Here is a 25,955-nt window from a genome sequence, read left to right on the forward strand (position 1 = left end):
GACCCCGTCCTCCCCCACCGTGCGGGGTGCCCGGTGGCCGCACCGGGCGCCCCGCACGCGGGCGGACGGGCTGCTACCAGCCGCGTCCCGCGTAGCGCTGGGTGTCGTCGAGCTCGTCGAGGTTGATGCCGACCATGGCCTCGCCCAGGCCGCGGGAGACCTCGGCGATGGTGTCGGGGTCGTCGTAGAAGGTGGTGGCCTTGACGATGGCCTCGGCGCGCTTGGCGGGGTCGCCGGACTTGAAGATGCCGGAGCCGACGAAGACGCCCTCGGCGCCCAGCTGCATCATCATGGCGGCGTCGGCCGGGGTGGCGATGCCCCCGGCGGTGAACAGCACGACCGGCAGCCTGCCTTCCCGGGCGACCTCCCTGACGAGTTCGTAGGGGGCGCGCAGTTCCTTGGCCGCGACGAACAGCTCGGCGTCGTCGAGGGTCTTCAGGCGCCTCATGTCGGCGCGGATCTGGCGCATGTGGCGGGTGGCCTCGACGACGTTGCCGGTCCCGGCCTCGCCCTTGGAGCGGATCATGGCCGCGCCCTCGGCGATGCGGCGCAGCGCCTCACCCAGGTTGGTGGCGCCGCACACGAACGGCACGGTGAAGTTCCACTTGTTGATGTGGTGGGCCTCGTCGGCGGGGGTGAGCACCTCGGACTCGTCGATGTAGTCCACACCCAGCGACTGCAGGACCTGCGCCTCGACGAAGTGGCCGATGCGGGCCTTGGCCATGACGGGGATGGACACGGCGTTGATGATGCCCTCGATCATGTCCGGGTCGGACATGCGGGCCACACCGCCCTGCTTGCGGATGTCGGCGGGGACGCGCTCCAGGGCCATGACCGCGACCGCTCCGGCGTCCTCGGCGATCTTGGCCTGCTCCGGTGTGACCACGTCCATGATCACACCGCCCTTGAGCTGCTCGGCCATGCCGCGCTTGACGCGGTCGGTGCCGACCGTGCTTTCGGTGGTGTTCTCGGCGGTGTTGGTCACGGCTGTGGGCTCCATGTTCTCGGTGGACACGGTTATCGTCTCGATGCGAGGAGGATCTTATTGGGTGGGGCGCGCGCCGCCCGAGGCGGCCTCCCGCTCCCGCGCCTCCATGGTAGGTCCCGCTTTGTCCGTTTCTGTGGACAAGGTGGCGCCTTGGGGCGCGGGGTTGCGCCGGAATGGCGACCCGTTGACACAACGCCGCCCCGTCACCGGTCATTCCCGTCGCCCCGCGTCGGGGAGCCGTCCCAGCGCTGGTCGACCGGTGCGGGGGGTTCGTCGTCCATCTCGAAGTAGGCGGGCAGCCGCGCGTGTCCGGCCAGGTGCAGCACGCCCACCAGGCGGGAGGAGCGGGCGGTGTGGATGGCGGTGACCGTGTCGTTGTAGAAGCGGCGGGCGATGTGGACGCGCCTGGCGGCGGCGTGCGCCTCGGCGACCAGGTCGCCGCCCGACCCGGGGGGCGTCTCGGCGAGGACCGCACGCAGGACCTGGGAGAGGTTGCTCTCGGCGAGTTCGCGGTCGGCCCGTTCCTCGGCGCGGCGGGCCCGGGCCGCGGCGTCGGAGAGCAGCATGCCGGCGGCCGGTCCCAGTACTCCGGACACGGCCAGCTCACCCGCCACCGCGCCGCGCCGGGCCAGCGCCGCGTCGAGCGCGGCCTGCGCCGTCTCCAACCTGGTGTGCAGTCGGTCCAGTCGGGTGGCCCGCCAGGACAGGTAGAAGGAGACCGCCAGCAGTACCAGGAGGGTACTGACGACGGCGAGCACGTCGGCGACGTTCACCTGCCGGTCCCCACACCGACCAGCCCGCCGGTTCCGGCGGGCAGCACCGTCTCGTACACGCGCACCACGTCGGTGGCCACCGCGGTCCAGTCGTAGGCGCGTACGGCCAGGCGTGCCGCGCGGGACAGTTCCGCGCGGCGTGCCGGGGCGTCCAGCAGCGCGTCGGCCCGTTCGGCCAGGGAGCGCGGGTCGGCGACGGCGAAGAGCTCCCCGGCCGCGCCGCCGCGCAGCACGTGCCTGAACGCGGGGATGTCGCTGGCCAGGACCGCCGCGCCCGCGGACATGGCCTCGGTCAGGACGATCCCGAAGCTCTCGCCGCCCACGTTGGGCGCGCAGAAGACGTCCACGGAACGGTAGACGCGGGCCTTGTCGGCGTCGCTGACCCGCCCCAGGGCGACCACCCGGTCCCGCAGTTCGGAGTCGACCCTGGCGCGGGCCTCCTCGGCGTCGCCGGGTCCGGCGAGCAGCAGGCGCAGGCCGGGGCGGCGGCGCCCCAGCTCGTTGAAGGCGTCCAGGAGCACGGGCAGTCCCTTGCGGGGTTCGTCCATGCGGCCGAGGAAACCGATCGCACCGCCCGGTCCGGGCCAGCCCGGCAGCGGGTCGGCGTCGGCGTAGCGGCGTGTCCACACCCCGTTGGGGACCAGCACGGCGTCCTTGCCGAGGTGCTCGACCAGGGTCTTGCGGGCCGCCTCGGAGACGGCGATACCGCCGTTGACCTTCTCCAGCGCGGTGTGCAGCATCGCCGCGGAGGCGGCCATGGCGCGCGAGCGCGGGTTGGAGGTGTGGAAGGTGGCCACGATGGGGCCGTCCGCCACCCAGCAGGCCAGCAGGGAGAGGCTGGGCGCGATCGGCTCGTGGACGTGCAGCACGTCGAAGGCGCCGTCGCGGATCCACCGGCGGACCCGGCTCGCGGCGCGCAGCCCGAAGCACAGGCGGGCCACCGAGCCGTTGTAGGGAACCGGGACGGCGCGCCCCGCGGACACGATGTGCGCGGGCAGCTCGGTGTCGGAGTCGCAGGGGGTCAACACCGACACCTCGTGGCCGAGTTCCATGAGGGCTTCGGCCAGATCACCGACGTGCTGCTGCACCCCTCCGGGGACGTCCCAGGTGTAGGGGCAGACCAGGCCGACTCTCATCACCTCACCCCTCCCCAGGCCGGGCGGCGAGGTCGGCGGTGAACACGGGTTGCATCATGTGCCAGTCCTCGGGGTGTTGGGCGATCTCCTTCTCGAAGACGTGCGCCATCTCCTGGGTCATCGCGCGGATGCGCGCCGCGCGGTCGCCGTGGGAGGGGGGCGCGATCTCCTCGTGTACCCGGATGCCCCAGCAGGAGCCGTCGAACCACAGGGACACGGGCATGAGTGCCGCGCCCGTGGTCAGCGCCAGTGCCGCGGGTCCGGCGGGCATCCGCGCGGGCTCGCCGAAGAAGACGACGTCCACTCCCTGGGCTGTGAGGTCGCGGTCGGCCAGCAGGCACACCAGTCCGCCGGAGCGGAGTCGGCGGGCGAGGGTGCCGACCGTGTTGGCCGTGCCTCCGGTGAGTGGGAGGACCTCCATGCCCAGGTTCTCGCGGACCGCCGTGAACCGCCGGAAGAGGCCTTCGGGGCGCAGCCGTTCGGCGACCGTGGTCAGCGGGGTGCCGCGCAGGGTGATCCAGGCGCCCGCGTGGTCCCAGTTGCCCATGTGCGGCAGGGCGGCGACGACGCCGCGGCCCTGCCGCAGCCGCGCCTGGAGGTCCTCGATCCCGCTGCTGCGGGTGCGGTCGAGGATGTGGTGGGGGTCCATCGCGGGCAGGCGGAACAGCTCGTACCAGTACCGCAGGTAGGAGCGCATGCTCGCCCTGGACAGCGCGCGCAACTGCGCGGGGGTGGCGTCGGGGCCGAGGAGGCGGCGCAGGTTGGCCTCCAGTTGCCGCACCCCGCCCAGGCGGCGGCGCCAGGCGTGGTCGGCGATCCTGGTGAACGCCCACCTGCCGAGCCGTTCGGGCAGGTGCCTGACCAGGGCCCAGCCCAGTGAGTAGGCCGCGGTGACCGCGCTGTCCTTGGTGGCGGGGCGCATCATGCTCAGGGGGTCTCGGTCTCCGTGGTGGTCCGGTCGGCTTCGGTGAGTCGGATGCGGGTCTCGACCAGCCGCTGCACGACGGTGACGGCGCTGAGGAGGGCCAGCAGCCACAGTCCGGCGGCCAGGACGTAGGGGACGCCGAGCCCGTGCAGGCCGACGGCCACCAGCACGAGGATGAGGCGTTCGGTGCGTTCGGCGACGCCGACGTCGCAGTTGGCGCCGAGGGATTCGGCGCGCGCCTTGATGTAGGACACCCCGAATCCGCTGATCAGGCAGAACAGGGTGAGCCAGGCGAGGGTCTCGTCGCGTCCGCCGCCGATGAGCCACACCAGCAGTCCCGCGAAGATGGCCGCGTCGGAGAGCCGGTCCAGGGTGGAGTCGAGGAACGCCCCCCAGGCGCTGCTGCCTGCGGAGGCTCGGGCGACCGCGCCGTCGAGCATGTCGAACAGCGCGAAGAACGTGATGACGATGGTGCCGATGTAGAGGTGGCCCAAGGGGTAGAAGACCAGCGAGCTGACGACGACACCGGCCGTTCCCACGAGTGTGACCGTGTTCGGGGTGACGCCGAGACGCACGAGGCCGCGGCCGACGGGGGTGAGCAGTCGGGCGGTGGCGGGACGCAGGATTCTCAGCATGATCTCTTCATCGTCGTAGAGTCGGGGTCCGGTCATCGGAACTGCTTCGCCTGGACTCGGGGAAACTCACTCTCCGGTCGTCCAACGTGTGGGGGCGCCCGGGAGTCGGTGGCGGTTGCGGGCGACCCAGCGGTAGAGGGCCGCTCCCGCGTCGCGGATCACCGGCCGGCGCAGCAGCGAGCCGAGTGGCCGCCAGTACGGGTGCGCGCTGTTGAGCAGGAGCACCGCGGCGACGTCCACGCCGCCCCAGACGCGGCGTCCGTCGGGGTGCAGCAGCAGCACCTCCTCGCGGGCGCGTCGGCGCAGCGGCTCGTCGAGGTCGAGGTCCTGCCAGGCCGCGGTCTCCACGCCGACGCCGTCGGTGACGCGGCGTTCGACGGCCCGCACCCAGGAGACGCAGAAGCCGCAGTCTCCGTCGTAGACGAGGAGCGGGGCGTTCACGGCTGCGGCCAGTGTTCGACGAGCAGTTCCCGGGTCTGTCCGAGCATCTGCGGCAGCACCTTGGTCTGGCCCACGACCGGCATGAAGTTGGTGTCGCCGCCCCATCGGGGGACGACGTGCTGGTGCAGGTGGGCGGCGATTCCCGCGCCCGCGGCGGAGCCCAGGTTCATGCCGACGTTGAAGCCCTGGGGTCCGTAGGCGGAGCGCAGCGCGGTGATGCCCGCCCGGGTGAGCGCGGCGATCTCGGCTGTCTCGTCCTCGTCGAGTCCGGTGTAGTCGGCGACATGCCGGTAGGGGCAGACCATGAGGTGTCCGCTGTTGTAGGGGTAGAGGTTGAGCAGTGCGAAGGCGGTCTTGCCGCGGGCCAGCACGAGTCCTTCCTCGTCGGGCAGTGCGGGGGCGCGGCAGAACGGGCAGCCGTCGCCCGACTCCGACCCGCTCGGTTTGTTCTCGCCCCTGATGTAGGCCATGCGGTGCGGGGTCCACAACCGCTGGAAACCGTCGGGACCGCGTGTCTCCCGGCTCGCACCGCCTTCCGGTGTTTCGCGCTGCATAGTCACCGACCGCCTTTCTCGTCCTTGCAACGCAAGCATAGAACCGGGCCGCCCCGAGAGTGGTCGGGGCGGCCCGGCACGGCCCGGAATCGGGGGTCAGACGGCGGTGGGGTCGGTCCTGGGGGTGTCGGTCCCGGGAGTGCCGTCCTCGGTGGCGTCGGCGTCCTCGGTGTAGCGGCTGTGCAGCTTGACCGGGGTGCTGGTCTCCGTCTCGGGCTTCTTCCTGCGGCGCCGGGTGGCCAGGAGGTTGAGGACCTCGACGAAGACCGAGAAGCCCATGGCCGCGTAGATGAAGCCCTTCTCGATGTGGAAGTGGAAGCCCTCGGCCACCAGGCTCATGCCGATGAGCAGCAGGAAGGCCAGGGCGAGCATCTTGACGGTGGGGTGGTTGTTGACGAACTCCGACAGCGGGTTGGCCAGGAAGAGCATGACGATGACGGCGATGACGACGGCGGCGACCATCACCCAGATGCCGCCGCCCGCGGGGTCGATCATGCCCACCGCGGTGATCACCGAGTCGAGGGAGAAGACGATGTCGAGGGCGACGATCTGGGCCACCACGGCGCCGAACACCGCGGCTCCCTTGGAGCTCTTGTGGCCGTGGTCGCCTTCGAGGCTCTCGTGGATCTCGTAGGTGCCCTTGGCCAGCAGGAAGAACCCACCGGCGAGCAGGATGAGGGACTGGCCGGAGAACTCCAGCGAGCCGATCGAGAAGAGCGGATGGGTGAGCTGGATGATCCAGCTGATGGAGGCCAGCAGCAGCAGGCGGGTGACCAGTGCCAGGCCGATGCCCACCTTGCGGGCCTTGCCGCGCTGGTGTTCGGGCAGCTTGTTGGACAGGATCGAGATGAAGACGAGGTTGTCGATCCCGAGCACGATCTCCAACAGCGTCAGCGTCAGAAATCCGATGATGAGGTCAGCGGCCATGGATTCTCGCGGCTCCGGGACTAGGGGCGGGGCGGGACAGGGGCAGAAGCGGAAGGACTCTAGAGCAGAGAAAATAAGCTTCGTATAAAAGACACCGGCCCGGGGGGCTCAGTCCAGCTCCAACAGGGTGCGCAGGTGCCGGGGCGACGGCGACCCGTGGGCGAGCATCGCGTCGTGCAGGGCGCGCCGGCCGGCGTGCGGACGCGCCGCCGCCAGGTCCCGGGCGATGTCGCTGACCTCGCGGTACCCCACGTAGTAGGTGGCCAGTTGGGCGCTGGTGAGCTGGACGCGCCGCCACTTGCCCGCGGCTTCGCCCTCCTCCTGGTGACCGCGTTCGGTGAGCAACGCCATAACGCCCGACTCGTCGAGGTCGCCGGTGTGGAACCGTACGTCCACGATCGCGTTGAGGACCGTGCGCAGCCGCATCTTCAACTGGGCCAGGCGCAGCGCCAGGTCGTCCGCTCCGCCGTCGCCGGTCCAGCCCGCGCGGGCCAGGGCCTCCTCGGCGTAGACGGCCCAGCCCTCGATCAGGGAACCGCTGCGCAGCACGGAGCGCACCCTGGTGGGGCCGGTGTGGCGGGCGGCGTGGGCCAGTTGGAGCGCGTGTCCGGGAACCGCCTCGTGAACCATCAGGTTGCGCAGCGCGAACATGTGGTACTCGCGGTGGAAGGACTCCCGGCGCCGGCGCGGCCAGTCGGCGGGCGGCGGGGCGACGGCGACCAGGGTGGGCTCGTCGGCGGGCGGGGCGAGCGGTCCGGGCGGGTCGCAGTAGGCGACGGCGACGCCGCGGCGGACCTCGGGCATGTCGACGACGCGCACCGGGTGGTCGGGGAGGCTGACCAGGTCGAGGGCGGCGGTGCGGGCGGTCAGGTGGGAGAGGGCCTCCTCGCACAGCGGCCGGACGGTGCCGGGTGGGCACGCCCCCTCGTCGGCGAGCCGGTCGAGCACCTCGCGGACCTGGCCGGGGCGGCGGGGACGGCCCTCGTACTCGGCGGCGACCTCGGCGATCTCCTCCTCGGTGGCGATCAGGTCGCTTTCGGCACGGGTGAGCAGGGTCTGCGGCCCCAGCTCGGAGTCGAGGGTGTACCACAGCTGCGCGGCGTAGTCCCGCTCCCCCAGGCGCGGATCGGCGACGGCCGTGTCCAGGCGGGACTCCAGCCAGGCGGCGTGGTCGGTGAGCGCCCGGCGCGCGGTGTCGCGGAGCGCGTCGAGGCCGGGGCGGCGGCCGGTGTCGGCGGCGAGCAGCCGGTCGACGTCCGCGCCCAGCATCGCGGCGGCGCTCCGGGCCCGGCCGATGGCGGTCTCGGCGTGCACGCGGGGTGTTCCGGGGCCGTCCGCCAGGAGTGCGCGCGCCTGGTCGAGCAGGCGCGGCACGGCCGAGCAGTAGGTGGCGAGCGCGGTGAGGCGCTCCTCTCGGGTGAGGGGGCCGCGGTGCAGGATCGCGTACAGCGCGTCGCCGGGGAGGGTGTGCAGCGGGTCCCAGGTGTGCGGGCGCAGTTCGGTGGTGCGCCACAGGTCCGCGCCGAGCCTGGTGCGCAGTGTCTCCAGGTCGACGCGGTCGGCGGCGGGCAGCAGCGTGTCGTCGATGTCGTCGAGGGCGCGCAGCCCGTCTGCGAGGACGTCGGCGCGGTGGTGCCAGGCTTCGGGCGAGCGTTCGGCGAGCTGTCCGGCATGGCGGGTGTCGCCGAGTTGGAGGGCCCATTCGGGCTGGTCGGCGAGCAGCCGGTCGAGGATCTTCTCGGCGGTGGCGCGGAACCGGTCGGTCATGGCGTTGACGCCGGGGTCGGGCTGCTGGGGTTCGGCTGGCGGAGTCATCACCTCCATCCTGCCAGCGCCCCGCCCCGACGGACGGGTATCCGCGCAGGGTGTCAGCCGTCGGCGGGGAACGCGGCGGTGTCGGGGGTCAGGTCGAGGGGATCGGGAAGGGTGGTCGTCTCCCCCGGTCCCACCCGGGCGCAGCGCTGGTCGACCCGGGAGGCGGGCTGCCCGCGAACAGCGCCGCGGTCTCCTCAGCGGGTCGGCGAGCAGGCAGGCGGGCACCCCGGAGGCCGCGTACCCGCGCACCTTGCGGGCCCGGTCGGTTCCGCTTCCGCCTCCGCCGTGTCACCGATCGCCGTGCCCTCACCCCCGCTCGGCGGGGACGATGACGCGGCGGGTCTGGCGGCACAGGCCCAGCAGCTCTCCCGACGCGGACCAGATCGTGCTGTCGTCGACCGCCCAGCCGTCACCGGCGTGGCGGGTGTGGATGCGCCCCAGCGCCCACCCCTCGACGGGGCCGCCGTCCAGGTGGGGGGTGAGCTGGACGTTCATCTGCACGGTGGGGATGGGGACCGGGTCGCGCAGCACCGCGTACAGGGCGGGCGCGAACGCGTCCAGCAGGAGGGTGACCGTGGCGGGGGTCAGGGGGCGTCCGTCGTGCAGGCGCACCCAGGCGACCAGGTCGGCGCTGTCGCCACCGGCGAAGGGGCGGGCGGCGCTGATCGGGCGGAACTCCAGGTGCTGGGCGAAGGGCACCAGTTCGACGGGGAAGCCCAGTGTTTCGAGACCGTCGGGCGGGGGCGCGGCGGGGGCCGGGAGGTCGGTGTAGGCGGGCCCGGTCCGGTTGACGCCGAGGACGGCCTGTGCGGTGGCGACGGCGTCGTCGCCCTGGACGGCCAGCAGGTCGGCGAAGACGGTGGTGCGGCCCGCCGGACGCACGGTGGTCTCCAGCGCGATGGGGCGTTCGTCCGCGGCGGCGAGGAAGCCGACGGAGAGGCCGCGGAGCCGCCGGCCGGGGTGGTCGGCGTGCAGCCGGTCGACCATGAGGGAGGCGAGCAGGCCGCCGTGGACGCCGCTCCACGACCACCAGGAGCGGTCGATGGTCAGCGTGTCGTCGGGGGTCACCGTCATGGGTGTCTCCTGGGGATCGCGCACGGACAGGTGCGTTGGAAAAACCAACCAACTGGACGGCGCGAGCGTAGCAGCCGGTGAGTTGGAGAAACAAACCCACCCCCGGAAACACGACGGGCCGGAGGCGTTCCGCCTCCGGCCCGGCCGCGCCCCGGTCACACCTGGCGGCGCTCGCGGATCGCGGTGAGGATCTCGGTGACGGCGTCGTCGATGGGCACGCCGTTGTTCTGGGAGCCGTCGCGGTAGCGGAAGGAGACCGCGCCCCTGCTGACGTCCTCGTCACCGGCCAGCATCATGAAGGGGATCTTCTGCTTCTGGGCGTTGCGGATCTTCTTCTGCATCCGGTCGTCACCGGCGTCGACCTCGGCCCGCACCCCGTGCTCGCGCAGCCTGCGCGCCACCTCCTCCAGGTAGGGCACGTGCTCGCTGGTGATCGGGATGCCCACGACCTGCACCGGGGCCAGCCAGGCGGGGAAGGCGCCCGCGTAGTGCTCCAGCAGCACCGCGAAGAAGCGCTCGATGGAGCCGAACAGGGCGCGGTGGATCATCACCGGGCGCTGCCGGGAACCGTCGGCGGCCTGGTACTCCAACTCGAAGCGCTTGGGCTGCTGGAAGTCGACCTGGAGGGTGGACATCTGCCAGGTGCGGCCGATGGCGTCCTTGGCCTGCACGGAGATCTTCGGACCGTAGTAGGCGGCCCCGCCCGGGTCCATGACCAGTTCCAGGTTCTGCTTCTGGGCGGCCTGCCGCAGGATCTCGGTGGCCTCCTCCCACTCCTCCGGCTCGCCGATGAACTTCGGGGAGTCGTCACGGGTGGACAGCTCCAGGTAGAAGTCGCTGAGACCGTAGTCGCGCAGCAGGTCGAGCACGAAGGTGAGCAGGCTGTCGAGCTCGCCCGGCATCTGCTCCCTGGTGCAGTAGATGTGCGAGTCGTCCTGGGTGAACCCGCGCGCCCGGGTCAGGCCGTGCACCACGCCGGACTTCTCGTACCGGTAGACGGTGCCGAACTCGAACAGCCGCAGCGGCAGCTCGCGGTAGGACCGGCCCCGTGACCTGTAGATCAGGTTGTGCATGGGGCAGTTCATGGCCTTGAGGTAGTAGTCGGCCCCCTCGAACTGCATGGGCGGGAACATGGCGTCCGCGTAGTTGGGCAGGTGCCCGGAGGTCTCGAACAGCCTGGCCTTGGAGATGTGCGGGGTGTTGACGAACTGGTACCCGGCCTCCTCGTGGCGGCGGCGCGAGTACTCCTCCATGGTCTTGCGCACCACCCCGCCCCTGGGGTGGAACACGGCCAGCCCCGACCCCAGTTCGTCGGGGAAGGAGAACAGGTCGAGCTCCACACCGAGCTTGCGGTGGTCGCGCCTGGCCGCCTCCTCCAGCATGGTGAGGTAGGACTTGAGCGCGTCCCTGCTCTCCCAGGCGGTGCCGTAGATCCGCTGCAACTGCGGGTTCTTCTCGCTGCCGCGCCAGTAGGCTGCGGCCGTGCGCATCAGCTTGAACGCCGGGATCACCCTGGTGCTGGGCAGGTGCGGACCGCGGCACAGGTCCTTCCAGCACACCTCGCCGGTGCGGGGGTGCAGGTTGTCGTAGATGGTGAGCTGCCCCGCGCCGACCTCGACGCCGGCTCCCTCCGCGGCCTCGTCCGCGCCGCCCTTGAGACCGATCAGCTCCAGCTTGTAGGGCTCGGCGGCGAGTTCGGCGCGGGCCTCGTCGTCGGCGACGGCGCGTCGGGAGAACCGCTGCCCCTGCTTGACGATCTCCTGCATCCGCTTCTCGATGCGCTTGAGGTCGTCCGGGGTGAACGGCTCGGCGACGTCGAAGTCGTAGTAGAAGCCGTTCTCGACGGGCGGACCGATGCCCAGCCGGGCCTCGGGGAACAGCTCCTGGACGGCCTGGGCGAGCACGTGGGCGCAGGAGTGGCGCAGGATCGCGCGGCCCTCCTCGGAGTCGATACGGATCGCCTCCACGACGTCGCCGTCGGCGAGCCCGTGGGCGAGGTCCCTGGGCTCCCCGTTGACCAGTGCGGCGATCACGGTCCGCCCGTCCGCTTCCAACGCCTGGCCCGCCGTGGTGCCCGCCGCCACCGCACGCTCGGTTCCGGCGAGGGTGATACGCAGTTCAGGCACGGCGGACACGGTGTCTCCTCTGGTCTGGAAAGATCTCGTCGCTGGCGACCGGCTCGGCCGGTCGCGCGGTCGTCCGGTCACTCCGATGCTAGCGGGCTCCGACCGTGCGCGCCGCCCCCCGACCCGGTGGTGCATCCGGCGGCGTCGCGGGTAGGTCCACGGACGGGAGCTTCCGAGGCAGGAGAGGAATCAGGTGCGCATCGTCATCGTGGGGGCGGGGATCGCCGGGCTCACACTCGCGCTCGCGCTGCACCGCCACGGCGTCGGGTCGGTCGTGCTGGAGCAGGCGCACCGCCCCGGCCCGCCCGGAACGGGGGTGCAGGTGCCCCCTCCCGTGGTCCACCGACTCAGGGGGCTGGGTGTGGGAGAGGCTCTGGACCGCCGCGGCGTCCGCCCGACGGGCGTGGACATCCTGGAGTGGCGGGACAGCTCACCGCTGGAGTCGATGCCGCTGGGGGCCGACTACGAGCGCCGGTTCGGCGCCCCCTACTACACGATGCTCCGTTCGGAGCTGCACGAAACGCTGCTGGAGGCGCTTCCGGAGGGGACCGTGCAGACCGGCAACTACGTCACCGACGTGCTGGAGGGCACCGACGCCGTCACCCTGTGGTGCGCCGATGGGACGAGGGTGCACGCCGATGTGGTGATCGCCGCCGACGGCGCCCACTCGACGGTGCGCGAGGCCGTCTTCCCCGGCCACTCCCGCCCCTCGGAACTGCGGATCTGCCGCGGTCGGACGTCGGTCCCGCGCGTGCCGGAGCTGGGTGGGGCGCGGATCCGGGTGTGGCCGCGGGCGGACCGGTACTTCACCTGCTATCCGGTGGAGGGCGGGCGCACCGTGAGCTTCGGCGCGATCCTGCCGGGCCGGCCGGGGAGGCTGGAGTCCTGGGCGCCGCGCCAACGGGTCGACGACCTGCTCGACGCCTTCGCCGGCTGGAACGGACAGGTCACCGAGGTGATCTCCGCCGCGGAGTGGATCGGCGTGTGGACCCCGCACCGGCACACCCCGGTGCGGGCGTGGTGCCGGGGCCGTATCGCGCTGATGGGCGACGCGGCCCACCCGATGCTGCCGTTCCTGCCCCAGGGAGTCGGCCAGTCGGTCGAGGACGCGGTGGTGCTGGCCGACCTGCTGCGGGAGAGCACCGGGCGGACGGTGGAGGAGACCCTGGAGCGGTACGCCGAGACGCGGCGGGAACAGGTCGGCCCCTTCCAGGAGGAGTTCTCCCTGGAGCTGCTGGGGTCGCTGAGCGAACTGCGCGCCGCGGGAGCCCTCACCGGGCAGCCGTGGGCGCGCGGCCGACCTCCGATGACCGAGACCGACAGCCGCTGATCTGCGGCCGTCCGAGCGTCCGGCCGGGATGGCGACCTGTCCGTCCTGCGGTTTCTGCCTGACCGATTATCCGGAAGGCGGCTATTGTGGGGCCATGTCTGCGAACCCAGTCGCCGGTGCCAACGGCGTGATGCCCGTTGTTCCGGAAGTCCGCAGAAGGGGCCGCCGCTGGCGGCGGCTCCGCGCCCGCGCGCGGCTCTGGCGCAGGCGCATGCACTCCCATCCGGTGCTCAGGCTGACCTGGCGGATCACGATCGGGGTGATCGGCTCGGTCATTCTTCTCGGGGGCGCCGTGATGTGCGTGACCCCCGGGCCGGGCATCGGGGGGATCATCGTGGGCCTGGCGATTCTGGCCACGGAGTTCTCGTGGGCGCGCCACCTGCTGTGGCGGGCCCGCCGCTACGCTTCCCAGATGAGGTCGCAGGCGACCGAGAAGCTCCGGGAGCACCGGAGGCGGTCATCCGCCTAGGGTGTGTGCGCCTCGCAAGAGCCTACGGCTCAGGCGATTCCTCGTTGGCCCCACAAGAACACAAAGCCCCAGGCAAGCTGGCGGTGGGCCAGCGAGTAGCCTGGGGCTTGTGGGCGATACTGGACTCGAACCAGTGGCCTCGTCGGTGTGAACGACGCGCTCTGACCAACTGAGCTAATCGCCCGGCTGCGTCCGGCCTCTCGGGGCGGACAAGAAAACTCTAGCGCATCCGTGGGGATGGATGATCCACTCGGAGGCGAGCCACCTCGACAACCACTGTGACCGATGTCACATAATACTTGCGCAAGGGAAGGCCAAGGCACACAAAATGTGAAAACCCCTCATCTACCGGCGTTGTGGGACATACCCTGATCCTGGGCCCCCACACGCCACCCCATGGGTGATGCGGCCCACAGGCCATCGGGAAATTCTTTGTTTCCGCAGCTCATTACAGTGGCCGAAGAGTGTGGGAAGTCCCGGCGCGACGCCGCCTCACCTCCAATCGAAAAGTTCCCCGGTTACGCGTCACAGATCGTCCGGCCCCGTTGGAGCGGGCGAGATGGTCAGGCCCCGGCGCCTGGGGAAGCACCGGCCATCCGAACGCACCGACCGGACGAGAAAAGGTTTGGCTTATGAACAGCAGCGGCACCTCCGTCACCTGCGAACTCGGTCTGCGACTGATCGTTCCCGACCGTGCCCCCGTTCCCCTGGTCGCTCGGCTCGACTACTCCGTCAACGACCCCTACGCCATCAAGGCCGCCTTCCACGTGGGCGAGGACGAGCCCGTCGAGTGGATCTTCGCGCGGGAGCTGCTGACCGTCGGCATCGTCCGCTCGGTCGGCGAGGGTGACGTCCGGGTCTGGCCCTCCCGCGGGGAGGGCGAACGCACCATCAACATCGCGCTCTCCTCGCCCTTCGGCCAGGCGCAGTTCGATGCCCAGGTGGCCCCCCTGTCGGAATTCCTGCACCGCACCTACGAGCTGGTCCCGGCCGGTCAGGAAGGCGACTACATCGACCTGGACGCCGAGATCGCCGAACACCTCTGCTGATCGTTCCCGGCACGTCGCCCGGCGGCCCGGACGCCTTTGACCCCTCTGCGCGTCCGGCCACCGCAGACACCCCGGAAGTTCCCGATCTCTGCCCTACCCGGCCGCCCGTCGCCTAAACCGCGATATGCGGCAGAACGCGGAAATGCCGCGGTTCTCCCCGAACCGCGGCATTTCCCGTGTCTGCGGGCGTTCGGATCAGGGGTCCAGGTCGGCCGCGCCGCGCTCGGCGAACACCGCCATGGCCTTGGCCGTGACCGGTCCCGGTGCGGCGGGCAGCGCCCGCCCGTCGACTGCGCGGATCGGCTGCACGTCCCGGCCGGTCGAGGTCAGGAACGCCTCGGCGACCCGCGGCAGCTCCGCCATCGGGACGTCCTCCTCCTCGCCGCCCACCCATTCCAGGACCAGTTCCCGGGTGATGCCCGCCAACGGCCCCGCCGAGAGCGGAGGGGTGAGCAGCCGGCCGTCCAGGACCACGAAGATGTTGCTTCCCGTTCCCTCACACAGGTTGCCCGAGGTGTTGGCGAAGATCGCCTCACCCGCGCCGCGTCGGCGCGCGTGCTCCAGGGCGAGGACGTTCTCGGCGTAGGAGGTGGTCTTCAACCCGCTCAACGCGCCGTTCTCGTTGCGGGTCCAGGGCACCACGGCCACGTCCACCCGCGGCGCGGGCCGGGCGAACGGTCCCACGGCCACCATGGCGGTCAACTCCCCGCCCGCGCGCTCCGAACCCAGCGGCCCCGGCCCCCCGGTCACGGTGATGCGCACCCGGCCGGGATCGGTGTCCGGATTGGCCTCCAGCGCCCGGCGCACGCCGTCGCGGAGCAGGTCGAGGTCGATCTCCCCCAGCCCCAGCCCGCGCGCGGACCGCGCCAGCCGACGCAGGTGCCGGGTGAGCGCGAACGCCTCGCCCCCCACCGACTTGACCGTCTCGAAGACGCCGTCGCCGACCGTGATCCCGTGGTCGAGGGCCGGAAGCCGCGCCTCGCTCTCGTCCACCACGCGGCCGGAGCCGTATCCGGCCCCGGAGATCCAGATCTTCATCGCTGTCTCTTCCCCCTCGGTCTCACCGGGTCCTCCGCCCCTCCCGGACGCGTCCGGACCGCGAATCCGCGCCGCCGTCAACAGGTTTGACCGGCTTCGGCCGGTCCGCTCCTGACCCGCGGGCACAGGAGTACCGTAACGAGTCGGCACGGAACGCTCCGCCCGAATCCCGCAGGTCCGCACCGCGACCACACCGAATCCCCAAACACATCACAAATGGCTATCATCTGGGCAACGCTCGTAGGGCACTGACATCCATCCGCCAGCGACCGCCGGACAACCCGCATCCGGCTCCCGTCCGTCCACCTGCACACGACGAAACAGATCAAGAGAGCCATGACCTCACGGAGCACCGCCCCTGGCGAACTGAGCTGGTTACTCGACGACCTCCTCACCCGCGCGGAGGGCACACACCACGCGATCGTGCTGTCCACCGACGGACTTCTGATGGCCTCGTCGAGCCGACTGGAACGTCCCGACGCCGAGCAACTGTCCGCGATCGCCTCCGGGCTGCAGAGCCTGGCCGGAGGAGCGAGTCGACGCTTCGGCTCGGGGAACGTGCGGCAGAGCATCATCGAGATGGACAAGGCATTCCTGTTCGTCGCCGCGGCCGGCGAGGGCGCCTGCATGGCCGTGCTCGCCGACGCCGAGTGCGACGTGGGCATGGTCGCCTACGAGATGAACATGGTGATCCAGCGCGTCGGCCAGTACCTGGCCGCCCCTCCCCGCCCCGACATCCCCACCACCTCACCCCACGTCGAACGTTGAGACGTCCGTTCGGTCGGCGGTTCCATCGGCGCCGACCGGACGGCACGCCCGCCCTCCCGCCGCCGCCGAGTTTGTAGGACCGCCGGAATCCGCTACAGTTCTTAGCGCAGCGAGAACGCCGCTTCTCCTTCGCGAAGAAGCCGGACTCTCCGCGCGGACGTGGCTCAGTTGGTAGAGCATCACCTTGCCAAGGTGAGGGTCGCGGGTTCGAATCCCGTCGTCCGCTCGAAGTACAGCAGTGTGGGGCACCACGCGGACGTGGCTCAGTTGGTAGAGCATCACCTTGCCAAGGTGAGGGTCGCGGGTTCGAATCCCGTCGTCCGCTCGCGGTGGGGATCCGCAACAGGATCTTCGGGCGATTAGCTCAGTGGGAGAGCGCTACCTTGACACGGTAGAGGTCACTGGTTCAATCCCAGTATCGCCCACAGGTACCAGAGTCGAGGGCCTGACCACGGAGTCCGTGGTCAGGCCCTCGTCCGTTTCCGGCCACTCCCCCGCTCCGGGGCCACCGTCAGGGCCGCTCCTCGGTCGCGGGCAGCGCCACGTCCTCGTGGACGACGGTGCCGTCCTGGGCGGCCTGCCACGGCACCGCCGTGCCGTGGCAGGCCGCCCAGGACCGCGCCCACTCCGCGATCGGTTCGAACCGGCCGGTCTGCGCCTCGTCGAGCTCGATCACGCCCTCGAGGGTTCTGTCGGGCAGCGACAGCCGCACCCGGAACTGTCGGTGAAACGCTGGCTCCACTGTTGACTCCCCTGTCGGGTGCGCCCGCGCGTCCCGGATCGGGCCGCGCGGGCACCGGTGCTTCGGGCTCAGTCCACACCGATCAGGTCGACGACGAAGACCAGCGTCTCGTTGGGCTTGATGACCCCGCCCGCGCCGCGGGAGCCGTAACCGAGGTGCGGGGGGATGACCAGCCTGCGCCGCCCGCCCACGCGCATGCCCAGCACACCCTGGTCCCAGCCCGCGATGACCCGCCCCGCGCCGAGGGGGAAGCGCAGGGGTTCGCCGCGGTTCCAGGAGGCGTCGAACTCCTCGCCCGTGGAGTGGGCCACCCCCACGTAGTGGACGCTGACCACGGAGCCGTGCGCGGCCTGCGCGCCGTCTCCGACGGTGATGTCGGTGATCTCCAGGTCGGTCGGCGGCGGGCCGTCGATGTAGTCGATCTCGGGACGCTCAAGCGCCATGGGTTCAGCCCCTCGTCATGGTTGGGAACGAAATCCCCAGCATAGGAGGTCACGTGGGCGGGGGCTGCCATCTTCCCGCAGTGCTCCCCGCCGTACGCCGTACCCCGTGGTCCGGCGTACGGCCGTCTTGCCAGAACGGCCTCCGCTGTGGAAACCTGCGGAGTCGCGTCGAGGCGGAGGCCGTCCGGCGGGCGTGGACGGCTGACTCCTCGAGGGCTGGGAAAGGAAGCGTCTGATGCACTTCGTCTTCATGGGGGTCTCCGGCAGCGGCAAGAGCACCGTTGCGCGGGGGGCCGCCCAGCGGTTGGGGCTCCCCTTCGCGGACGCCGACGACTTCCACCCCGAGACGAACATCGCCAAGATGTCGAGCGGCGTCCCGCTGACCGACGCCGACCGGTTGCCCTGGCTGGGATCGCTGGCGGCGTGGCTCGGTGAGCGCGAACGCAACGGCGAGTCCTCGGTCATGGCGTGCTCGGCGCTGCGCCGCTCCTACCGCGACATCCTGCGCGGCGGCGCCCCCGGCGTGTTCTTCGTCCACCTGCACGGCTCCCGTGACCTGATCCTCGAGCGGCTCCGGGGGCGCAGCGGTCACTTCATGCCCTCCGAACTCCTGGACTCGCAGCTCGCGGTCCTGGAGATGCTCGGCCCCGACGAGGCGGGCACCGTCCTGGACGTCGCCTCCTCCCCCGAGAAACTGGTGGAGGAGGCGGTGCGGATCATCACCGAGGCGCAGGAGCGCCGCTAGGCCCCTGCGCTCACCCCGGCAGCCAGAGCAGTTCGACGTCGCCGCCCCTCCAGTCGGGCGGCAGCACGGCCAGGGCGTCGGCCGCGGCGGCTCCGCGCAGCGAGGCGGGGCGGTCGTGTCCCACGGGACACGCCCGGTCCTCCGCCACCCGCACCGCGACCAGTCGGGTGTCGGTCTCGTGCGCGCTCACGTGCCCGCCGAGCGGGTACCGCGCCGCGCGTCCGGCCTCGCGGTCGGCGCGCCCGGTCATGGCGCGCAGCAGCGGCAGCAGCAGGGTCAGGGCCGCGGCGAGGGCCGCTCCGGGGTTGCCGGGCAGGCCCACCACCACGGGGCCCGGCCGCTGCTCCCCCGCCAGTCGGGCGAGCAACTGCGGGTGCCCCGGGCGGCAGCGCACCCCGTCCACCAGGACGGCGGCCCCGAGTTCGGTGAGAGCGCCGCGCAGGTGGTCGGCGGGGCCCTTCGAGGACGCACCGCACACCACGACGACCGACTCGTCGCCGGTGTCGGCGAGCGCCGAGACCAGCGCCCCGAAACCGTCGGGCACGTCGCGGACCGAGGTGAGCACGCCGCCGCCCGCGGCCACCAGGCCGGGCAGCATGGGGCCGATGGCGTCGCGTACCGCGCCGGGGGCGGGAACCCCCGCGCGGACCAGCTCGTCGCCGCTGACCACGGCGCGCACCCGGGGCCGGTGGACCGGGAGGTGGTCGTGGGCCAGGCTCGCGGCCAGGCCGAGCACCGCCGGGGTGACGACGGTCCCGGCGGGCAGTACCGTCGCCCCCTCGGGGGTCTCCTCCCCCCGGCGCCGTACGTGGCGGCCGGGCCGCACGGTCCCGGTGAGCGCGTCGGCGTGGCGCTCCGCTCGCTCGTAGGGGAGCACCGCGCCGGTTCCCTCGGGCACGCGCGCCCCGGTGGCGATCTCGACGGCCTCGCCGGGCGACAGGGTGAGCGTGTGCCGCTCTCCGGCGAGCACCCGGGCCCGGACCGTCCACGGACCGGGCCCGGCGACCGCGTAGCCGTCCATGGCCGCGGCGTCGTAGGCGGGGGAGGCGATCCGTGCGCGCAGGTCCTCGGCGAGCACCCCGCCCAGGGCGTCGGCCAGCGGTTCCCGGCGCCGTCCACCGGGACCGCAGCTCCTGCCCAGATCTCGGGCTGTCTCACGGGCCAGTTCCCAGGGCAGGGCCGATCCGTGTCGTCCGGTCCTCGTACTCACTTCGCCAGAGCCGCCGTGTCGTCGCACGTCTCCCTTATATCCCGCCCGCCTCGTCCATCCGCGCAGGACCGGCCCGCCGTGCCGTCTCGGGGACCGGTTCGCGGACACCGGTGCCCTGTTCGATTTGCCGTCTGGGCAGATTCCGCTACAGTGCTTAATGCACGAGGGTGCGGGACCGGGGTGCCGGTCCGGTACCGAACGGCACGCGGACGTGGCTCAGTTGGTAGAGCATCACCTTGCCAAGGTGAGGGTCGCGGGTTCGAATCCCGTCGTCCGCTCGGAGATCGACGGTGAGAGTCATCCCACCGTCTGCTTTATCCGGTGGAGTGGCCGAGAGGCGAGGCAGCGGCCTGCAAAGCCGTCCACACGGGTTCAAATCCCGTCTCCACCTCTGAGTCCTGACGACTCGGGCGATTAGCTCAGTGGGAGAGCGCTACCTTGACACGGTAGAGGTCACTGGTTCAATCCCAGTATCGCCCACCACGATCCACTCGGATCAGAGGCTTCTGGCTTGCAGGGGCCGAGAGGCCATCGGCGAAGCGGGCTCCTGGAGGAGCCCGCTTTCTGCGTCCTCATGGCGATACTCTCCGAGTTCGGACGCCACGGCAAACAGCCGTTTCGGCTTCCCCGGGGCCCTCCGGCGCGCAGCGCGCCGGAGGGCCCCGGGGTCCTGGTCGCCACCGGTGCACGCTGCCGCGCCCGCGGGGCGGGCTGTCCGTCCGCCCGCGCCGTTCCCGGTACCGTAGCCCGCAGCCGTTCGGCACGGGGCACCGGTCAGTCCGGTACCTCCCCCTCCCGGTAGAGCACGAGGTGCTCGTGGTACAGGATGCCGTCACGGACGTCCCCGGTAGCGGTGAAACCGGTGTCGTCGACATAGTCGATGTGGTGGCCCGTGACGGTGTAGCGGCCGGTGTAGGCGCTCCTCCGGTCACCGCGCGCCTCGTCGTAACGGCCGTCGGGCAGCAACTCCTGGCGAATGTGCCCGTCCGCGGTCACCCACATCCCCACGTACGGGTGGGGTGCCGAGGTGCTGTCGTTCACGTCCTCATGTCCTTTCGTCGCCGGACCGTCGGTCAGCGCCGGGTGAACCGGTATCCGGCGTGGTGCAGGACCCCGTCGCGGAACTCCCCGAAGGCCCAGAATCCCAGGTCGTCCAGGTAGTCGATACGGGAACCGCTGATCCAGTAGCGGCCGGTGTAGGCGCTCCTCCGGTCACCGCGCGCCTCGTCGTAACGGCCGTCGGGCAGCAGCTCCTGGCGGACGAACCCGTTCTCGTCGACCCACAGCCCGGTGTAGGGGTGGTCCGGGTCGTGTTCGGGTTCTCTCACCTCGTCGGGCGTGCTGTCGGGGTCCTCGACCTTCCGCCCGTTCCAGAGGCGGACCCGGCCTTCGGTGATCAGCAGGTCGAGGTGGCCTCCTCTGGCCGGAACGGCGCCCTGGGGCGTCTTTGGCGCGTCGGCGATCCGGAGCACCGCGATGTCGGCGCGCTCCCCTGGGGTCAGGGTGCCGCTTCCCCGGCCCCCGGTGAGATCGAGGGATGCGGGCAGGACGACGGTACCGGCACAGTCCAGCACGATCATGCCGTCGTCCTCGGCGGCCGTCAGCAGCCCCGGTCCCACCCCGACGATCAGGTCCCCTCCGATGAGGACATCCGCCTGGTGCCAGTCCCCCATCAGGGGGTCGGCCGTGACGACGGTGCCGCCGGTCAGCAGCAGCGGGCGTCCTCCCGGTTCCCGTACCTGGGCCAGAGTCGCGTCATCACGACGCGGGCGGGTCGGGTCGACGGTGGTCATGGTGGTCCTCTTCTCCTTCGGGTTGCGGGCGGGGTTCACGAGCCGAGCCGGGCGAGAAGCCGGCCGCGGGAGTCGTGGACCTGCTCCCGCAGGGCGGCCAGGTCCACGTCGAGGACCTGGCCGTTCCATTTGCGGGGTTCGCCATCGACCAGGACAGTGGTGATGTTGCGGGCGTCCGCGCCCAGGACCACCGTGCCGACCGGGTCGTTCAGCGGCATGTTGTTCAGGTCCTCGGCGGAGACCACCAGCAGATCGGCCCTCTTGCCCGGGGTGAGGGAACCGGTCAGCTCCTCCAGGCCGTTGGTGCGCGCCCCCTGGAGGGTGGCGAAGTCCAGTACGTCGTGCACGCCGATCCGGGTCGGTACGGCATCGGTGCCGTAGACGGCATTGACCGCGCGCATCCGCTGAACGGTGTGCAGGGCGCGCATCTGGGTGAACATGTCCCCGGCCAGGGCCACCTCCACATCGATACTCAGACCGGGTCGCACCCCGACGGCGAGCGCCTCGTCGACGGCCGGGATCGCGGTCTCCAGACCGATCTGCGCGTCGGAGGTCGGGGCGAGGGAGACCGTGGTTCCGCTGTCGCCCACCAGCCGCCACGCCTCGCCGGTCAGGCCGGTGGCGTGGATCAGGGTCAGGTGCGGCCCCAGCAGCCCCTGCCGGGCCCAGGCCTGCACGGCCCGGGAGGAGGCTGCCCCGAAGACCGCGTCGACGCTGACGCCGATGTCCAGTTCCTTGGCGGCGCGCGCGAGTTCGGGCCCGTAGGCCAGGGCGGGGCCGGCGACCTCGTCCGTGGCCAGGGCCCCGACCCGTAGGGTCAGCATCCGGTGCGAGCCGTCGGCGTACTCCTCCTTGAGGCGGGCCAGGTCCTTGGGCCACTGCTGGTCCCAGGCGCCGAAGTGCGGCCCCATGGACGCGTGCACGCCGCGGACACCGGTGTCGAGCAGGGCCTCGACGGCGGCGTCGGAGTGCTCCCGGGTGCGGGAGTTGTGCGAGAAGTCGAGCATGCAGGTGATACCGCTGTCGATCGCCGACAGCGCGGCCAGCCTGGTCCCGACGTACATGTCCTCGGCGCCGTAGAGCGGAGCGTACCCGGCCAGGGTGACGGTGACGTAGCTCGCCAGATCGTCCACGTCCGGCATGATCCGGCGCAGTTGGGACTGCCAGGCGTGCCGGTGGGTGTCGACGAAACCGGGGATGATGATCGTCCCGGTGGCATCGACGACGACCGCGTCCTCGACCTCCAGGCGCGGTCGCACCGCGGCGATCGTGTCGCCCTCCACCAGGAGGTCCCCGCGGTCCAGGATCCCGATCCCGGGGTCCATGGTGACCACGGTGGCGTTGGTGAACAGAATGCGCCGTCGGGGATCGCGGGACCGGCGCCGGATCTGCTCGAGTGCTTCGGCGGCACCGGGTTCGTGCGTGATGGTTTCGGAGCTCATGGTGTGCTCCCTCGTCGGTGCGGCGCGGTGGAGGTGGCTCCACCGCCTTCACCCGAGAGTCTGGTTCCGCGCCGACGGGGCAACCAGGTCGCCGTTCTCCCTGGTGTGGCACTCCTAGTCAGAACGATCGCGCTCGGGCCTGTTGACGATGCCCGCCGAATCGGCGTGCAACGATCCGAGCAGGGCGAGCGATTCCTCCGAGGAGGTCCCCGGCTCGGCGTGGTAGACGATCAACTGCTGGCCCGGCGCGCCGTTGACGGTGAAGCTGTCGTAGCGCAGGTCCAGGTCGCCCACGCTGGAGTGGTGCAGCGGTTTGGCGGCGCCCGTTTTGCCCCGCACGTCGTGTCGGGCCCACAGGGAACGGAAGTCCGTGCTCTTCAGGGAGAGCTCACCGACGATCTCGTTCAGCCGGGGATCGTCGGAGTCCAGGCCCGCGGCCCGGTGGAGTTCCGCGACGGTCGCCGAGGCCGTCCGCTCCCAGTTGCGGTAGAAGCGGTGGGCGACCGGGTCGAGGAAGACCATACGCGCCAGGTTGTCGTCGAAGGAGAAGTCGGAGTGCAGGGCCTTCGCAAGACGGTTGCGGGCCAGGACGTCCAGAGCGCCGTCCAGTACGAAGGCCGCGGCTTCGCTCCAGCGTTCCAGGAGGCGACACAGGTGCGGGTCGACCCGCCGGGTCCGACGCACACGCCGGGAGCGCCGTCCTCCGGTGTGCGCCAGCCTGCGCAGGTGCTCGGTGGCCTCCTCGTCCAGGTGCAGCGCCCGCGCCAGCGCCTCGACCACCTGGGGAGATGGATGGCGTTCCCTGCCCTGCTCCAAACGCATGTAGTAGTCGGTACTCACTCCGGCCAGGAGCGCCACTTCCTCGCGGCGCAGGCCGGGGACCCGGCGACGGCCGGACGTGAGCAGCCCGATGTCCTCGGGGAGCAGCCGTGAGCGCCTGGCGCTCAGAAACTCCCCCAGACCGGCCTGAGGAACGGAGCCTTCGTCGGTGCCCATGCTCTCAAGGCTAGGTGGCATGGGCCTGCGAGGGCAGTTCCCAGGGTGGGTGGAGCGCACCCACCCTCCCGCTGCGGGAAAGAACCCTCCGACAGAGCGAACGGAACCACAACAACCCGCTGCGATCCTCAGCCCGACGAGTTACCGGTGGTCGAGGGCACCCCGGTGCTGTTGGAGGTGCAGGCGCTCCCCTCCCGGCGGTCCGCTCGCCTCGGGGGCCATGAAAGGGCGGGTGCGCGGACGTCGATCACACACCCGCCCCCTGCGCCGGACCGGTGGACGGGGGATCCGATCAGCCTCGGGGGAACCGGTGTCCGGCTCGGCGCGGCACCCCGTCGCGGAACTCGCCGAGGGCCCGGAAGGGGACGTGTTCGCCCCGGGTGATGCCAAGAAGGAGACCCTCCGAGCAGACGCCGCACCCCGGAGGTCCGGAGCCGCGGCGCCGAACCGGGGTGCGCGGTCGACGCCGCCCGGTACGGCACCCCTGCACGGCAGGAACAACTTCAGCGTCTCCGCTGTCACCCCTCCCCCGCCTCCCGGCCGACCGGAGGTAGGCCGCGCCCAGCGCCGAACTCGCCCGCCTCCGTGTCAGGAAATGCGGGCACCCGCCCTCTCAAGCGTGCCCGCGACGCGGCGAACCGCCACCGCATCGCGGGTGCAGCAGCCCTTCGCACGGTACCCGGTCCTCCTCACCACCTCCCGAGCATCGGGCTGCCGGGCCGCCGGGCGTCGTGCGGACGTTCGTCCGCACGACGCCCGGCGGTTCGAATGGTTGCGGCGCTCGGATCCGCAGGAGGCGGCGCCGTCAATCGAGGACCGCGTAGGCCTCCACCTCGACGAGCACGTCCGGTTCGAAGAGGTAGTCGACGCCGATCGCCGACAGGGGCGGGAGCGGGTCCGGAAGTCCGAGCTCCTCGGCCACCTGCTCGATCCCCTTCAGGAAGTCGGCGTACTTCTCGGGCTGCCAGTCGGTCACGAAGAACCGCAGACGGACGACGTCGGAGAACGTCGCCCCCGCACCGGCCAGTCCTCTGGCGGTGTTCCGCAGCGCATGCGCGAGCTGGCCGGCCAGGTCCCCCGGGGCGACCGGGTTGCCGTCCGCGTCACGGGCGATCTGGCCGGCGACATGGACCTGGCGCGTACCCGTCGCCGCGGAGACATGGTGGTACGGGACGGGTTGGAACATGCCGTCCGGGGTGAACAGTTCGACTGCCATGAGGTTCCCCTCGTCTCGCCAACAAAGGTATCTGATGTCTACTTTGTATCTTTGGGAAACTTCAACGAGACTAAGTAGCATGAACGAAACCAGCAGCGCCCCGACCCCACTTCGGCTCACCGCCGAGCACCGTGCGCTCTTGGACGAGATCCTCGACAAGTGGTCCCTGCAGGTACTGGACGCGCTGTGTGAGAGGCCGCGGCGCTTCAACGAGCTGCGCCGCGCGATTCCCGCCGTCACCCAGAAGTCCCTCACCGCGGCACTGCGGCGGTTGGAACGCAACGGCATGATCGAACGCGTCGTCATCGACACTCGCCCGGTGGCCGTCGAGTACCGGATCTCAGAGTTCGGCAAGACCCTGCAGGACCTCATCGACGGCCTGTGGCACTGGACCGCGGCCGCCCTCCCGGAGGTCCGGCGTGCTCGCGCACGGTTCGACGAAACGGGGTGACCGGCCCTCTGGCGCCGTCGAGGAGCCCGCGTCCCTCGCCTCAGGCTCCTCGCCGCGGCCCCGGGCTCTTCGGCGCTCCCAGGGTGAGCAACGGGTCCACGACGACTTCACCAGTGCTCCTGCGGCCCGGCGAGCCGCCCGGGACCGGGCGGGTCGCACGACCGGTCACGTCCGCCCACGAGCCTCAACCACGCGTCGGGCCCCAGACGGAACAGGAGAGCGTCCGCAGCCGCCGCGGGGGCGGGAAGGCGGCGGACCGCGTCGGTTCCGACCATACTGGCCTGGGTAGAGGGGCACGTGCCCGCCGAACGACCGATCGGGAGGTTTCCCATGGCTCGACCGCCGTCTCCGTACGACTTCCTGCCGCAGGTTTCCGCCTTCACCGTCACCAGCAGCGATGTCTCCGACGGTCAGCCCCTGGCCAAACCGCAGGTCAGCGGGATCATGGGGGCGGGCGGGGAGGACGTCTCCCCGCACCTGGCGTGGAGCGGCTTCCCCGAGGGGACCCGGAGTTTCGCGGTGACGTGCTTCGACCCGGACGCGCCCACGGCCAGCGGGTTCTGGCACTGGGCGGTGTGCGACATCCCCGTCGGGGTCACCGAACTGGCCGCCGGAGCCGGTGACGAGGGCGGCGCCGGTCTTCCTCCGGGAGCGGTCATGCTCCGCAGCGACGCCGGAGTCAAGCGGTACGTCGGCGCGGCCCCGCCGTCCGGGCACGGCCCGCACCGTTACTTCTTCGTCGTGCACGCCGTGGACGTGGAGAGCCTCGGCCTCGACGACTCGACGGCGCCCGCCGTCCTCGGTTTCAACCTGTTCTTCCACACTCTGGGGCGGGGCATGATCGTCCCGACCTACGAGGTGGCCTGACC

At 71.3% G+C, this 25,955-nt stretch carries 27 protein-coding genes and 7 tRNA genes; 13 read left to right on the top strand and 21 right to left on the bottom strand.

The genetic code is table 11. The features are described 5' to 3' along the window. Window positions 1-73: 73 nt before the first annotated feature. The 11 genes from pdxS to thrS all read right to left on the bottom strand — a co-directional run bounded on the left by pdxS (window position 74) and on the right by thrS (window position 11,403). Window positions 74-1,000, bottom strand: a complete 927-nt coding sequence (gene pdxS / locus NI17_RS12975) for a pyridoxal 5'-phosphate synthase lyase subunit PdxS (protein ID WP_068689172.1) — start codon at window positions 998-1,000, stop codon at window positions 74-76. 191 nt (window positions 1,001-1,191) lie between these two features. Continuing rightward, window positions 1,192-1,761 (bottom strand): hypothetical protein, encoded by a 570-nt coding sequence (locus tag NI17_RS12980; protein WP_068688970.1) that lies wholly within the window; start codon window positions 1,759-1,761, stop codon window positions 1,192-1,194. After that, window positions 1,758-2,897 (bottom strand): glycosyltransferase family 4 protein, encoded by a 1,140-nt coding sequence (locus NI17_RS12985; protein ID WP_119267829.1) that lies wholly within the window; start codon window positions 2,895-2,897, stop codon window positions 1,758-1,760. The genes NI17_RS12980 and NI17_RS12985 overlap by 4 nt, the downstream gene beginning before the upstream one ends. Before the next feature lie 4 nt (window positions 2,898-2,901). Beyond that, window positions 2,902-3,822 carry a phosphatidylinositol mannoside acyltransferase gene (locus NI17_RS12990; RefSeq protein ID WP_234401719.1) on the bottom strand — a complete coding sequence of 307 codons (921 nt, stop codon included), beginning with the start codon at window positions 3,820-3,822 and terminating at the stop codon, window positions 2,902-2,904. Window positions 3,823-3,824: 2 nt separating this feature from the next. Beyond that, window positions 3,825-4,457: a phosphatidylinositol phosphate synthase gene (pgsA, locus tag NI17_RS12995; RefSeq protein ID WP_068689168.1), complete on the bottom strand. Its 633-nt coding sequence runs from the start codon at window positions 4,455-4,457 to the stop codon at window positions 3,825-3,827. A gap of 66 nt (window positions 4,458-4,523) precedes the next feature. Continuing rightward, window positions 4,524-4,898, bottom strand: coding sequence for a thiol-disulfide oxidoreductase DCC family protein (locus NI17_RS13000; protein WP_068688968.1), 375 nt, complete (start codon window positions 4,896-4,898; stop codon window positions 4,524-4,526). Next, window positions 4,895-5,452: an HIT family protein gene (locus NI17_RS13005; RefSeq protein ID WP_068688966.1), complete on the bottom strand. Its 558-nt coding sequence runs from the start codon at window positions 5,450-5,452 to the stop codon at window positions 4,895-4,897. Before NI17_RS13005 ends, NI17_RS13000 begins: the two co-directional genes overlap by 4 nt. 96 nt (window positions 5,453-5,548) lie before the next feature. Then, on the bottom strand, window positions 5,549-6,379 hold the full coding sequence (locus NI17_RS13010; RefSeq protein ID WP_068688964.1) for a TerC family protein: 831 nt from the start codon (window positions 6,377-6,379) through the stop codon (window positions 5,549-5,551). A 108-nt stretch (window positions 6,380-6,487) separates the two neighbouring features. Beyond that, window positions 6,488-8,146 (bottom strand): DUF885 domain-containing protein, encoded by a 1,659-nt coding sequence (locus NI17_RS13015; protein WP_068689167.1) that lies wholly within the window; start codon window positions 8,144-8,146, stop codon window positions 6,488-6,490. 354 nt (window positions 8,147-8,500) lie between these two features. Continuing rightward, window positions 8,501-9,268: an acyl-CoA thioesterase gene (locus NI17_RS13020; RefSeq protein WP_068688959.1), complete on the bottom strand. Its 768-nt coding sequence runs from the start codon at window positions 9,266-9,268 to the stop codon at window positions 8,501-8,503. Between the two features lie 155 nt (window positions 9,269-9,423). Then, a complete protein-coding gene (gene thrS, locus NI17_RS13025; RefSeq protein WP_068688957.1) occupies window positions 9,424-11,403 on the bottom strand; it encodes a threonine--tRNA ligase in 1,980 nt (659 codons plus the stop codon). Window positions 11,404-11,587: 184 nt separating this feature from the next. Here thrS and NI17_RS13030 point away from each other — a divergent pair, with 184 nt between their 5' ends. Further along, window positions 11,588-12,724: an FAD-dependent oxidoreductase gene (locus tag NI17_RS13030; protein WP_068688956.1), complete on the top strand. Its 1,137-nt coding sequence runs from the start codon at window positions 11,588-11,590 to the stop codon at window positions 12,722-12,724. Between the two features lie 94 nt (window positions 12,725-12,818). Then, window positions 12,819-13,193 (top strand): PGPGW domain-containing protein, encoded by a 375-nt coding sequence (locus NI17_RS13035; protein WP_243597507.1) that lies wholly within the window; start codon window positions 12,819-12,821, stop codon window positions 13,191-13,193. Between the two features lie 110 nt (window positions 13,194-13,303). On the opposite strand, the gene NI17_RS13040 is transcribed toward NI17_RS13035, so the two are convergent. Next, window positions 13,304-13,377: transfer RNA gene (locus NI17_RS13040), tRNA-Val, on the bottom strand. Between the two features lie 448 nt (window positions 13,378-13,825). On the opposite strand from NI17_RS13040, the gene NI17_RS13045 reads away from it, so the two are divergent. Continuing rightward, window positions 13,826-14,242, top strand: coding sequence for an SsgA family sporulation/cell division regulator (locus tag NI17_RS13045; protein WP_068688954.1), 417 nt, complete (start codon window positions 13,826-13,828; stop codon window positions 14,240-14,242). Between the two features lie 195 nt (window positions 14,243-14,437). Here the strand turns inward: NI17_RS13045 and NI17_RS13050 are convergent, their stop codons facing one another. After that, window positions 14,438-15,280: an aminotransferase class IV gene (locus NI17_RS13050; protein WP_068688952.1), complete on the bottom strand. Its 843-nt coding sequence runs from the start codon at window positions 15,278-15,280 to the stop codon at window positions 14,438-14,440. A 336-nt stretch (window positions 15,281-15,616) separates the two neighbouring features. Between NI17_RS13050 and NI17_RS13055 the strand changes: the two genes are divergently transcribed. The 4 genes from NI17_RS13055 to NI17_RS13070 all read left to right on the top strand — a co-directional run bounded on the left by NI17_RS13055 (window position 15,617) and on the right by NI17_RS13070 (window position 16,473). Next, on the top strand, window positions 15,617-16,048 hold the full coding sequence (locus tag NI17_RS13055; protein ID WP_068688951.1) for a roadblock/LC7 domain-containing protein: 432 nt from the start codon (window positions 15,617-15,619) through the stop codon (window positions 16,046-16,048). A 153-nt stretch (window positions 16,049-16,201) separates the two neighbouring features. Then, a tRNA-Gly gene (locus NI17_RS13060) sits at window positions 16,202-16,274 on the top strand. Between the two features lie 26 nt (window positions 16,275-16,300). Next, window positions 16,301-16,373, top strand: a tRNA-Gly gene (locus tag NI17_RS13065). 28 nt (window positions 16,374-16,401) lie between these two features. Then, a tRNA-Val gene (locus NI17_RS13070) sits at window positions 16,402-16,473 on the top strand. Window positions 16,474-16,559: 86 nt separating this feature from the next. Here NI17_RS13070 and NI17_RS13075 read toward each other — a convergent pair. After that, window positions 16,560-16,790 (bottom strand): hypothetical protein, encoded by a 231-nt coding sequence (locus NI17_RS13075; protein WP_157129687.1) that lies wholly within the window; start codon window positions 16,788-16,790, stop codon window positions 16,560-16,562. Between the two features lie 68 nt (window positions 16,791-16,858). Next, on the bottom strand, window positions 16,859-17,233 hold the full coding sequence (locus tag NI17_RS13080; RefSeq protein WP_068688947.1) for an FKBP-type peptidyl-prolyl cis-trans isomerase: 375 nt from the start codon (window positions 17,231-17,233) through the stop codon (window positions 16,859-16,861). Window positions 17,234-17,468: 235 nt separating this feature from the next. On the opposite strand from NI17_RS13080, the gene NI17_RS13085 reads away from it, so the two are divergent. Continuing rightward, complete coding sequence (locus tag NI17_RS13085) at window positions 17,469-17,978, top strand: gluconokinase (protein WP_068688946.1); 510 nt, start codon at window positions 17,469-17,471, stop codon at window positions 17,976-17,978. A 10-nt stretch (window positions 17,979-17,988) separates the two neighbouring features. Here NI17_RS13085 and NI17_RS13090 read toward each other — a convergent pair whose 3' ends face one another. Then, the gene (locus NI17_RS13090; RefSeq protein ID WP_068688944.1) at window positions 17,989-19,188 is read right to left on the bottom strand and encodes a molybdopterin molybdotransferase MoeA; all 1,200 of its coding nucleotides are present in this window, start codon (window positions 19,186-19,188) and stop codon (window positions 17,989-17,991) included. A 205-nt stretch (window positions 19,189-19,393) separates the two neighbouring features. Here NI17_RS13090 and NI17_RS13095 point away from each other — a divergent pair. The 3 genes from NI17_RS13095 (at window position 19,394) to NI17_RS13105 (ending at window position 19,671) form a co-directional block, all read left to right on the top strand. After that, window positions 19,394-19,466 (top strand) — tRNA-Gly (locus tag NI17_RS13095). Between the two features lie 42 nt (window positions 19,467-19,508). Next, a tRNA-Cys gene (locus NI17_RS13100) sits at window positions 19,509-19,579 on the top strand. A gap of 17 nt (window positions 19,580-19,596) precedes the next feature. Then, window positions 19,597-19,671: transfer RNA gene (locus NI17_RS13105), tRNA-Val, on the top strand. Between the two features lie 291 nt (window positions 19,672-19,962). Here the strand turns inward: NI17_RS13105 and NI17_RS13110 are convergent. The 5 genes from NI17_RS13110 to NI17_RS13130 form a co-directional block, all read right to left on the bottom strand. Continuing rightward, the gene (locus NI17_RS13110; RefSeq protein WP_234401718.1) at window positions 19,963-20,229 is read right to left on the bottom strand and encodes an Atu4866 domain-containing protein; all 267 of its coding nucleotides are present in this window, start codon (window positions 20,227-20,229) and stop codon (window positions 19,963-19,965) included. Between the two features lie 32 nt (window positions 20,230-20,261). Then, window positions 20,262-20,981, bottom strand: a complete 720-nt coding sequence (locus NI17_RS13115) for an Atu4866 domain-containing protein (protein WP_243597508.1) — start codon at window positions 20,979-20,981, stop codon at window positions 20,262-20,264. 35 nt (window positions 20,982-21,016) lie between these two features. Beyond that, window positions 21,017-22,423, bottom strand: coding sequence for an amidohydrolase family protein (locus NI17_RS13120; protein WP_068688942.1), 1,407 nt, complete (start codon window positions 22,421-22,423; stop codon window positions 21,017-21,019). A 114-nt stretch (window positions 22,424-22,537) separates the two neighbouring features. Next, a complete protein-coding gene (locus tag NI17_RS13125; protein WP_068688940.1) occupies window positions 22,538-23,419 on the bottom strand; it encodes a helix-turn-helix transcriptional regulator in 882 nt (293 codons plus the stop codon). An 805-nt stretch (window positions 23,420-24,224) separates the two neighbouring features. Further along, window positions 24,225-24,635: a Rid family hydrolase gene (locus NI17_RS13130; RefSeq protein WP_068688938.1), complete on the bottom strand. Its 411-nt coding sequence runs from the start codon at window positions 24,633-24,635 to the stop codon at window positions 24,225-24,227. A gap of 79 nt (window positions 24,636-24,714) precedes the next feature. Between NI17_RS13130 and NI17_RS13135 the strand changes: the two genes are divergently transcribed. Together NI17_RS13135 and NI17_RS13140 are read left to right on the top strand one after the other, a co-directional pair. Then, window positions 24,715-25,086 carry a winged helix-turn-helix transcriptional regulator gene (locus NI17_RS13135; protein ID WP_068688933.1) on the top strand — a complete coding sequence of 124 codons (372 nt, stop codon included), beginning with the start codon at window positions 24,715-24,717 and terminating at the stop codon, window positions 25,084-25,086. Window positions 25,087-25,416: 330 nt separating this feature from the next. Next, the gene (locus NI17_RS13140; RefSeq protein ID WP_068688930.1) at window positions 25,417-25,953 is read left to right on the top strand and encodes a YbhB/YbcL family Raf kinase inhibitor-like protein; all 537 of its coding nucleotides are present in this window, start codon (window positions 25,417-25,419) and stop codon (window positions 25,951-25,953) included. Window positions 25,954-25,955 lie beyond the last annotated feature (2 nt).

Origin of the sequence: Thermobifida halotolerans, assembly GCF_003574835.2 — a bacterium.
GTDB classification, from domain to species: Bacteria; Actinomycetota; Actinomycetes; order Streptosporangiales; family Streptosporangiaceae; genus Thermobifida; species Thermobifida halotolerans.

What these genes read in the sequence shown, in the direction of transcription:
- pdxS (WP_068689172.1), bottom strand. Translation starts at nt 1,000, where the DNA reads ATGGAGCCCACAGCCGTGACCAACACCGCCGAGAACACCACCGAAAGC.
- NI17_RS13140 (WP_068688930.1), top strand. Translation starts at nt 25,417, where the DNA reads ATGGCTCGACCGCCGTCTCCGTACGACTTCCTGCCGCAGGTTTCCGCC.
- NI17_RS13130 (WP_068688938.1), bottom strand. Translation starts at nt 24,635, where the DNA reads ATGGCAGTCGAACTGTTCACCCCGGACGGCATGTTCCAACCCGTCCCG.
- NI17_RS13135 (WP_068688933.1), top strand. Translation starts at nt 24,715, where the DNA reads ATGAACGAAACCAGCAGCGCCCCGACCCCACTTCGGCTCACCGCCGAG.
- NI17_RS13045 (WP_068688954.1), top strand. Translation starts at nt 13,826, where the DNA reads ATGAACAGCAGCGGCACCTCCGTCACCTGCGAACTCGGTCTGCGACTG.
- NI17_RS13115 (WP_243597508.1), bottom strand. Translation starts at nt 20,981, where the DNA reads ATGACCACCGTCGACCCGACCCGCCCGCGTCGTGATGACGCGACTCTG.
- NI17_RS13120 (WP_068688942.1), bottom strand. Translation starts at nt 22,423, where the DNA reads ATGAGCTCCGAAACCATCACGCACGAACCCGGTGCCGCCGAAGCACTC.
- NI17_RS13050 (WP_068688952.1), bottom strand. Translation starts at nt 15,280, where the DNA reads ATGAAGATCTGGATCTCCGGGGCCGGATACGGCTCCGGCCGCGTGGTG.
- NI17_RS13055 (WP_068688951.1), top strand. Translation starts at nt 15,617, where the DNA reads ATGACCTCACGGAGCACCGCCCCTGGCGAACTGAGCTGGTTACTCGAC.
- NI17_RS13085 (WP_068688946.1), top strand. Translation starts at nt 17,469, where the DNA reads ATGCACTTCGTCTTCATGGGGGTCTCCGGCAGCGGCAAGAGCACCGTT.
- NI17_RS13020 (WP_068688959.1), bottom strand. Translation starts at nt 9,268, where the DNA reads ATGACGGTGACCCCCGACGACACGCTGACCATCGACCGCTCCTGGTGG.
- NI17_RS13080 (WP_068688947.1), bottom strand. Translation starts at nt 17,233, where the DNA reads ATGGCGCTTGAGCGTCCCGAGATCGACTACATCGACGGCCCGCCGCCG.
- NI17_RS13035 (WP_243597507.1), top strand. Translation starts at nt 12,819, where the DNA reads ATGTCTGCGAACCCAGTCGCCGGTGCCAACGGCGTGATGCCCGTTGTT.
- NI17_RS12990 (WP_234401719.1), bottom strand. Translation starts at nt 3,822, where the DNA reads ATGATGCGCCCCGCCACCAAGGACAGCGCGGTCACCGCGGCCTACTCA.
- NI17_RS13010 (WP_068688964.1), bottom strand. Translation starts at nt 6,379, where the DNA reads ATGGCCGCTGACCTCATCATCGGATTTCTGACGCTGACGCTGTTGGAG.
- NI17_RS13005 (WP_068688966.1), bottom strand. Translation starts at nt 5,452, where the DNA reads ATGCAGCGCGAAACACCGGAAGGCGGTGCGAGCCGGGAGACACGCGGT.
- NI17_RS12985 (WP_119267829.1), bottom strand. Translation starts at nt 2,897, where the DNA reads ATGAGAGTCGGCCTGGTCTGCCCCTACACCTGGGACGTCCCCGGAGGG.
- NI17_RS13125 (WP_068688940.1), bottom strand. Translation starts at nt 23,419, where the DNA reads ATGGGCACCGACGAAGGCTCCGTTCCTCAGGCCGGTCTGGGGGAGTTT.
- NI17_RS13015 (WP_068689167.1), bottom strand. Translation starts at nt 8,146, where the DNA reads ATGACCGACCGGTTCCGCGCCACCGCCGAGAAGATCCTCGACCGGCTG.
- pgsA (WP_068689168.1), bottom strand. Translation starts at nt 4,457, where the DNA reads ATGCTGAGAATCCTGCGTCCCGCCACCGCCCGACTGCTCACCCCCGTC.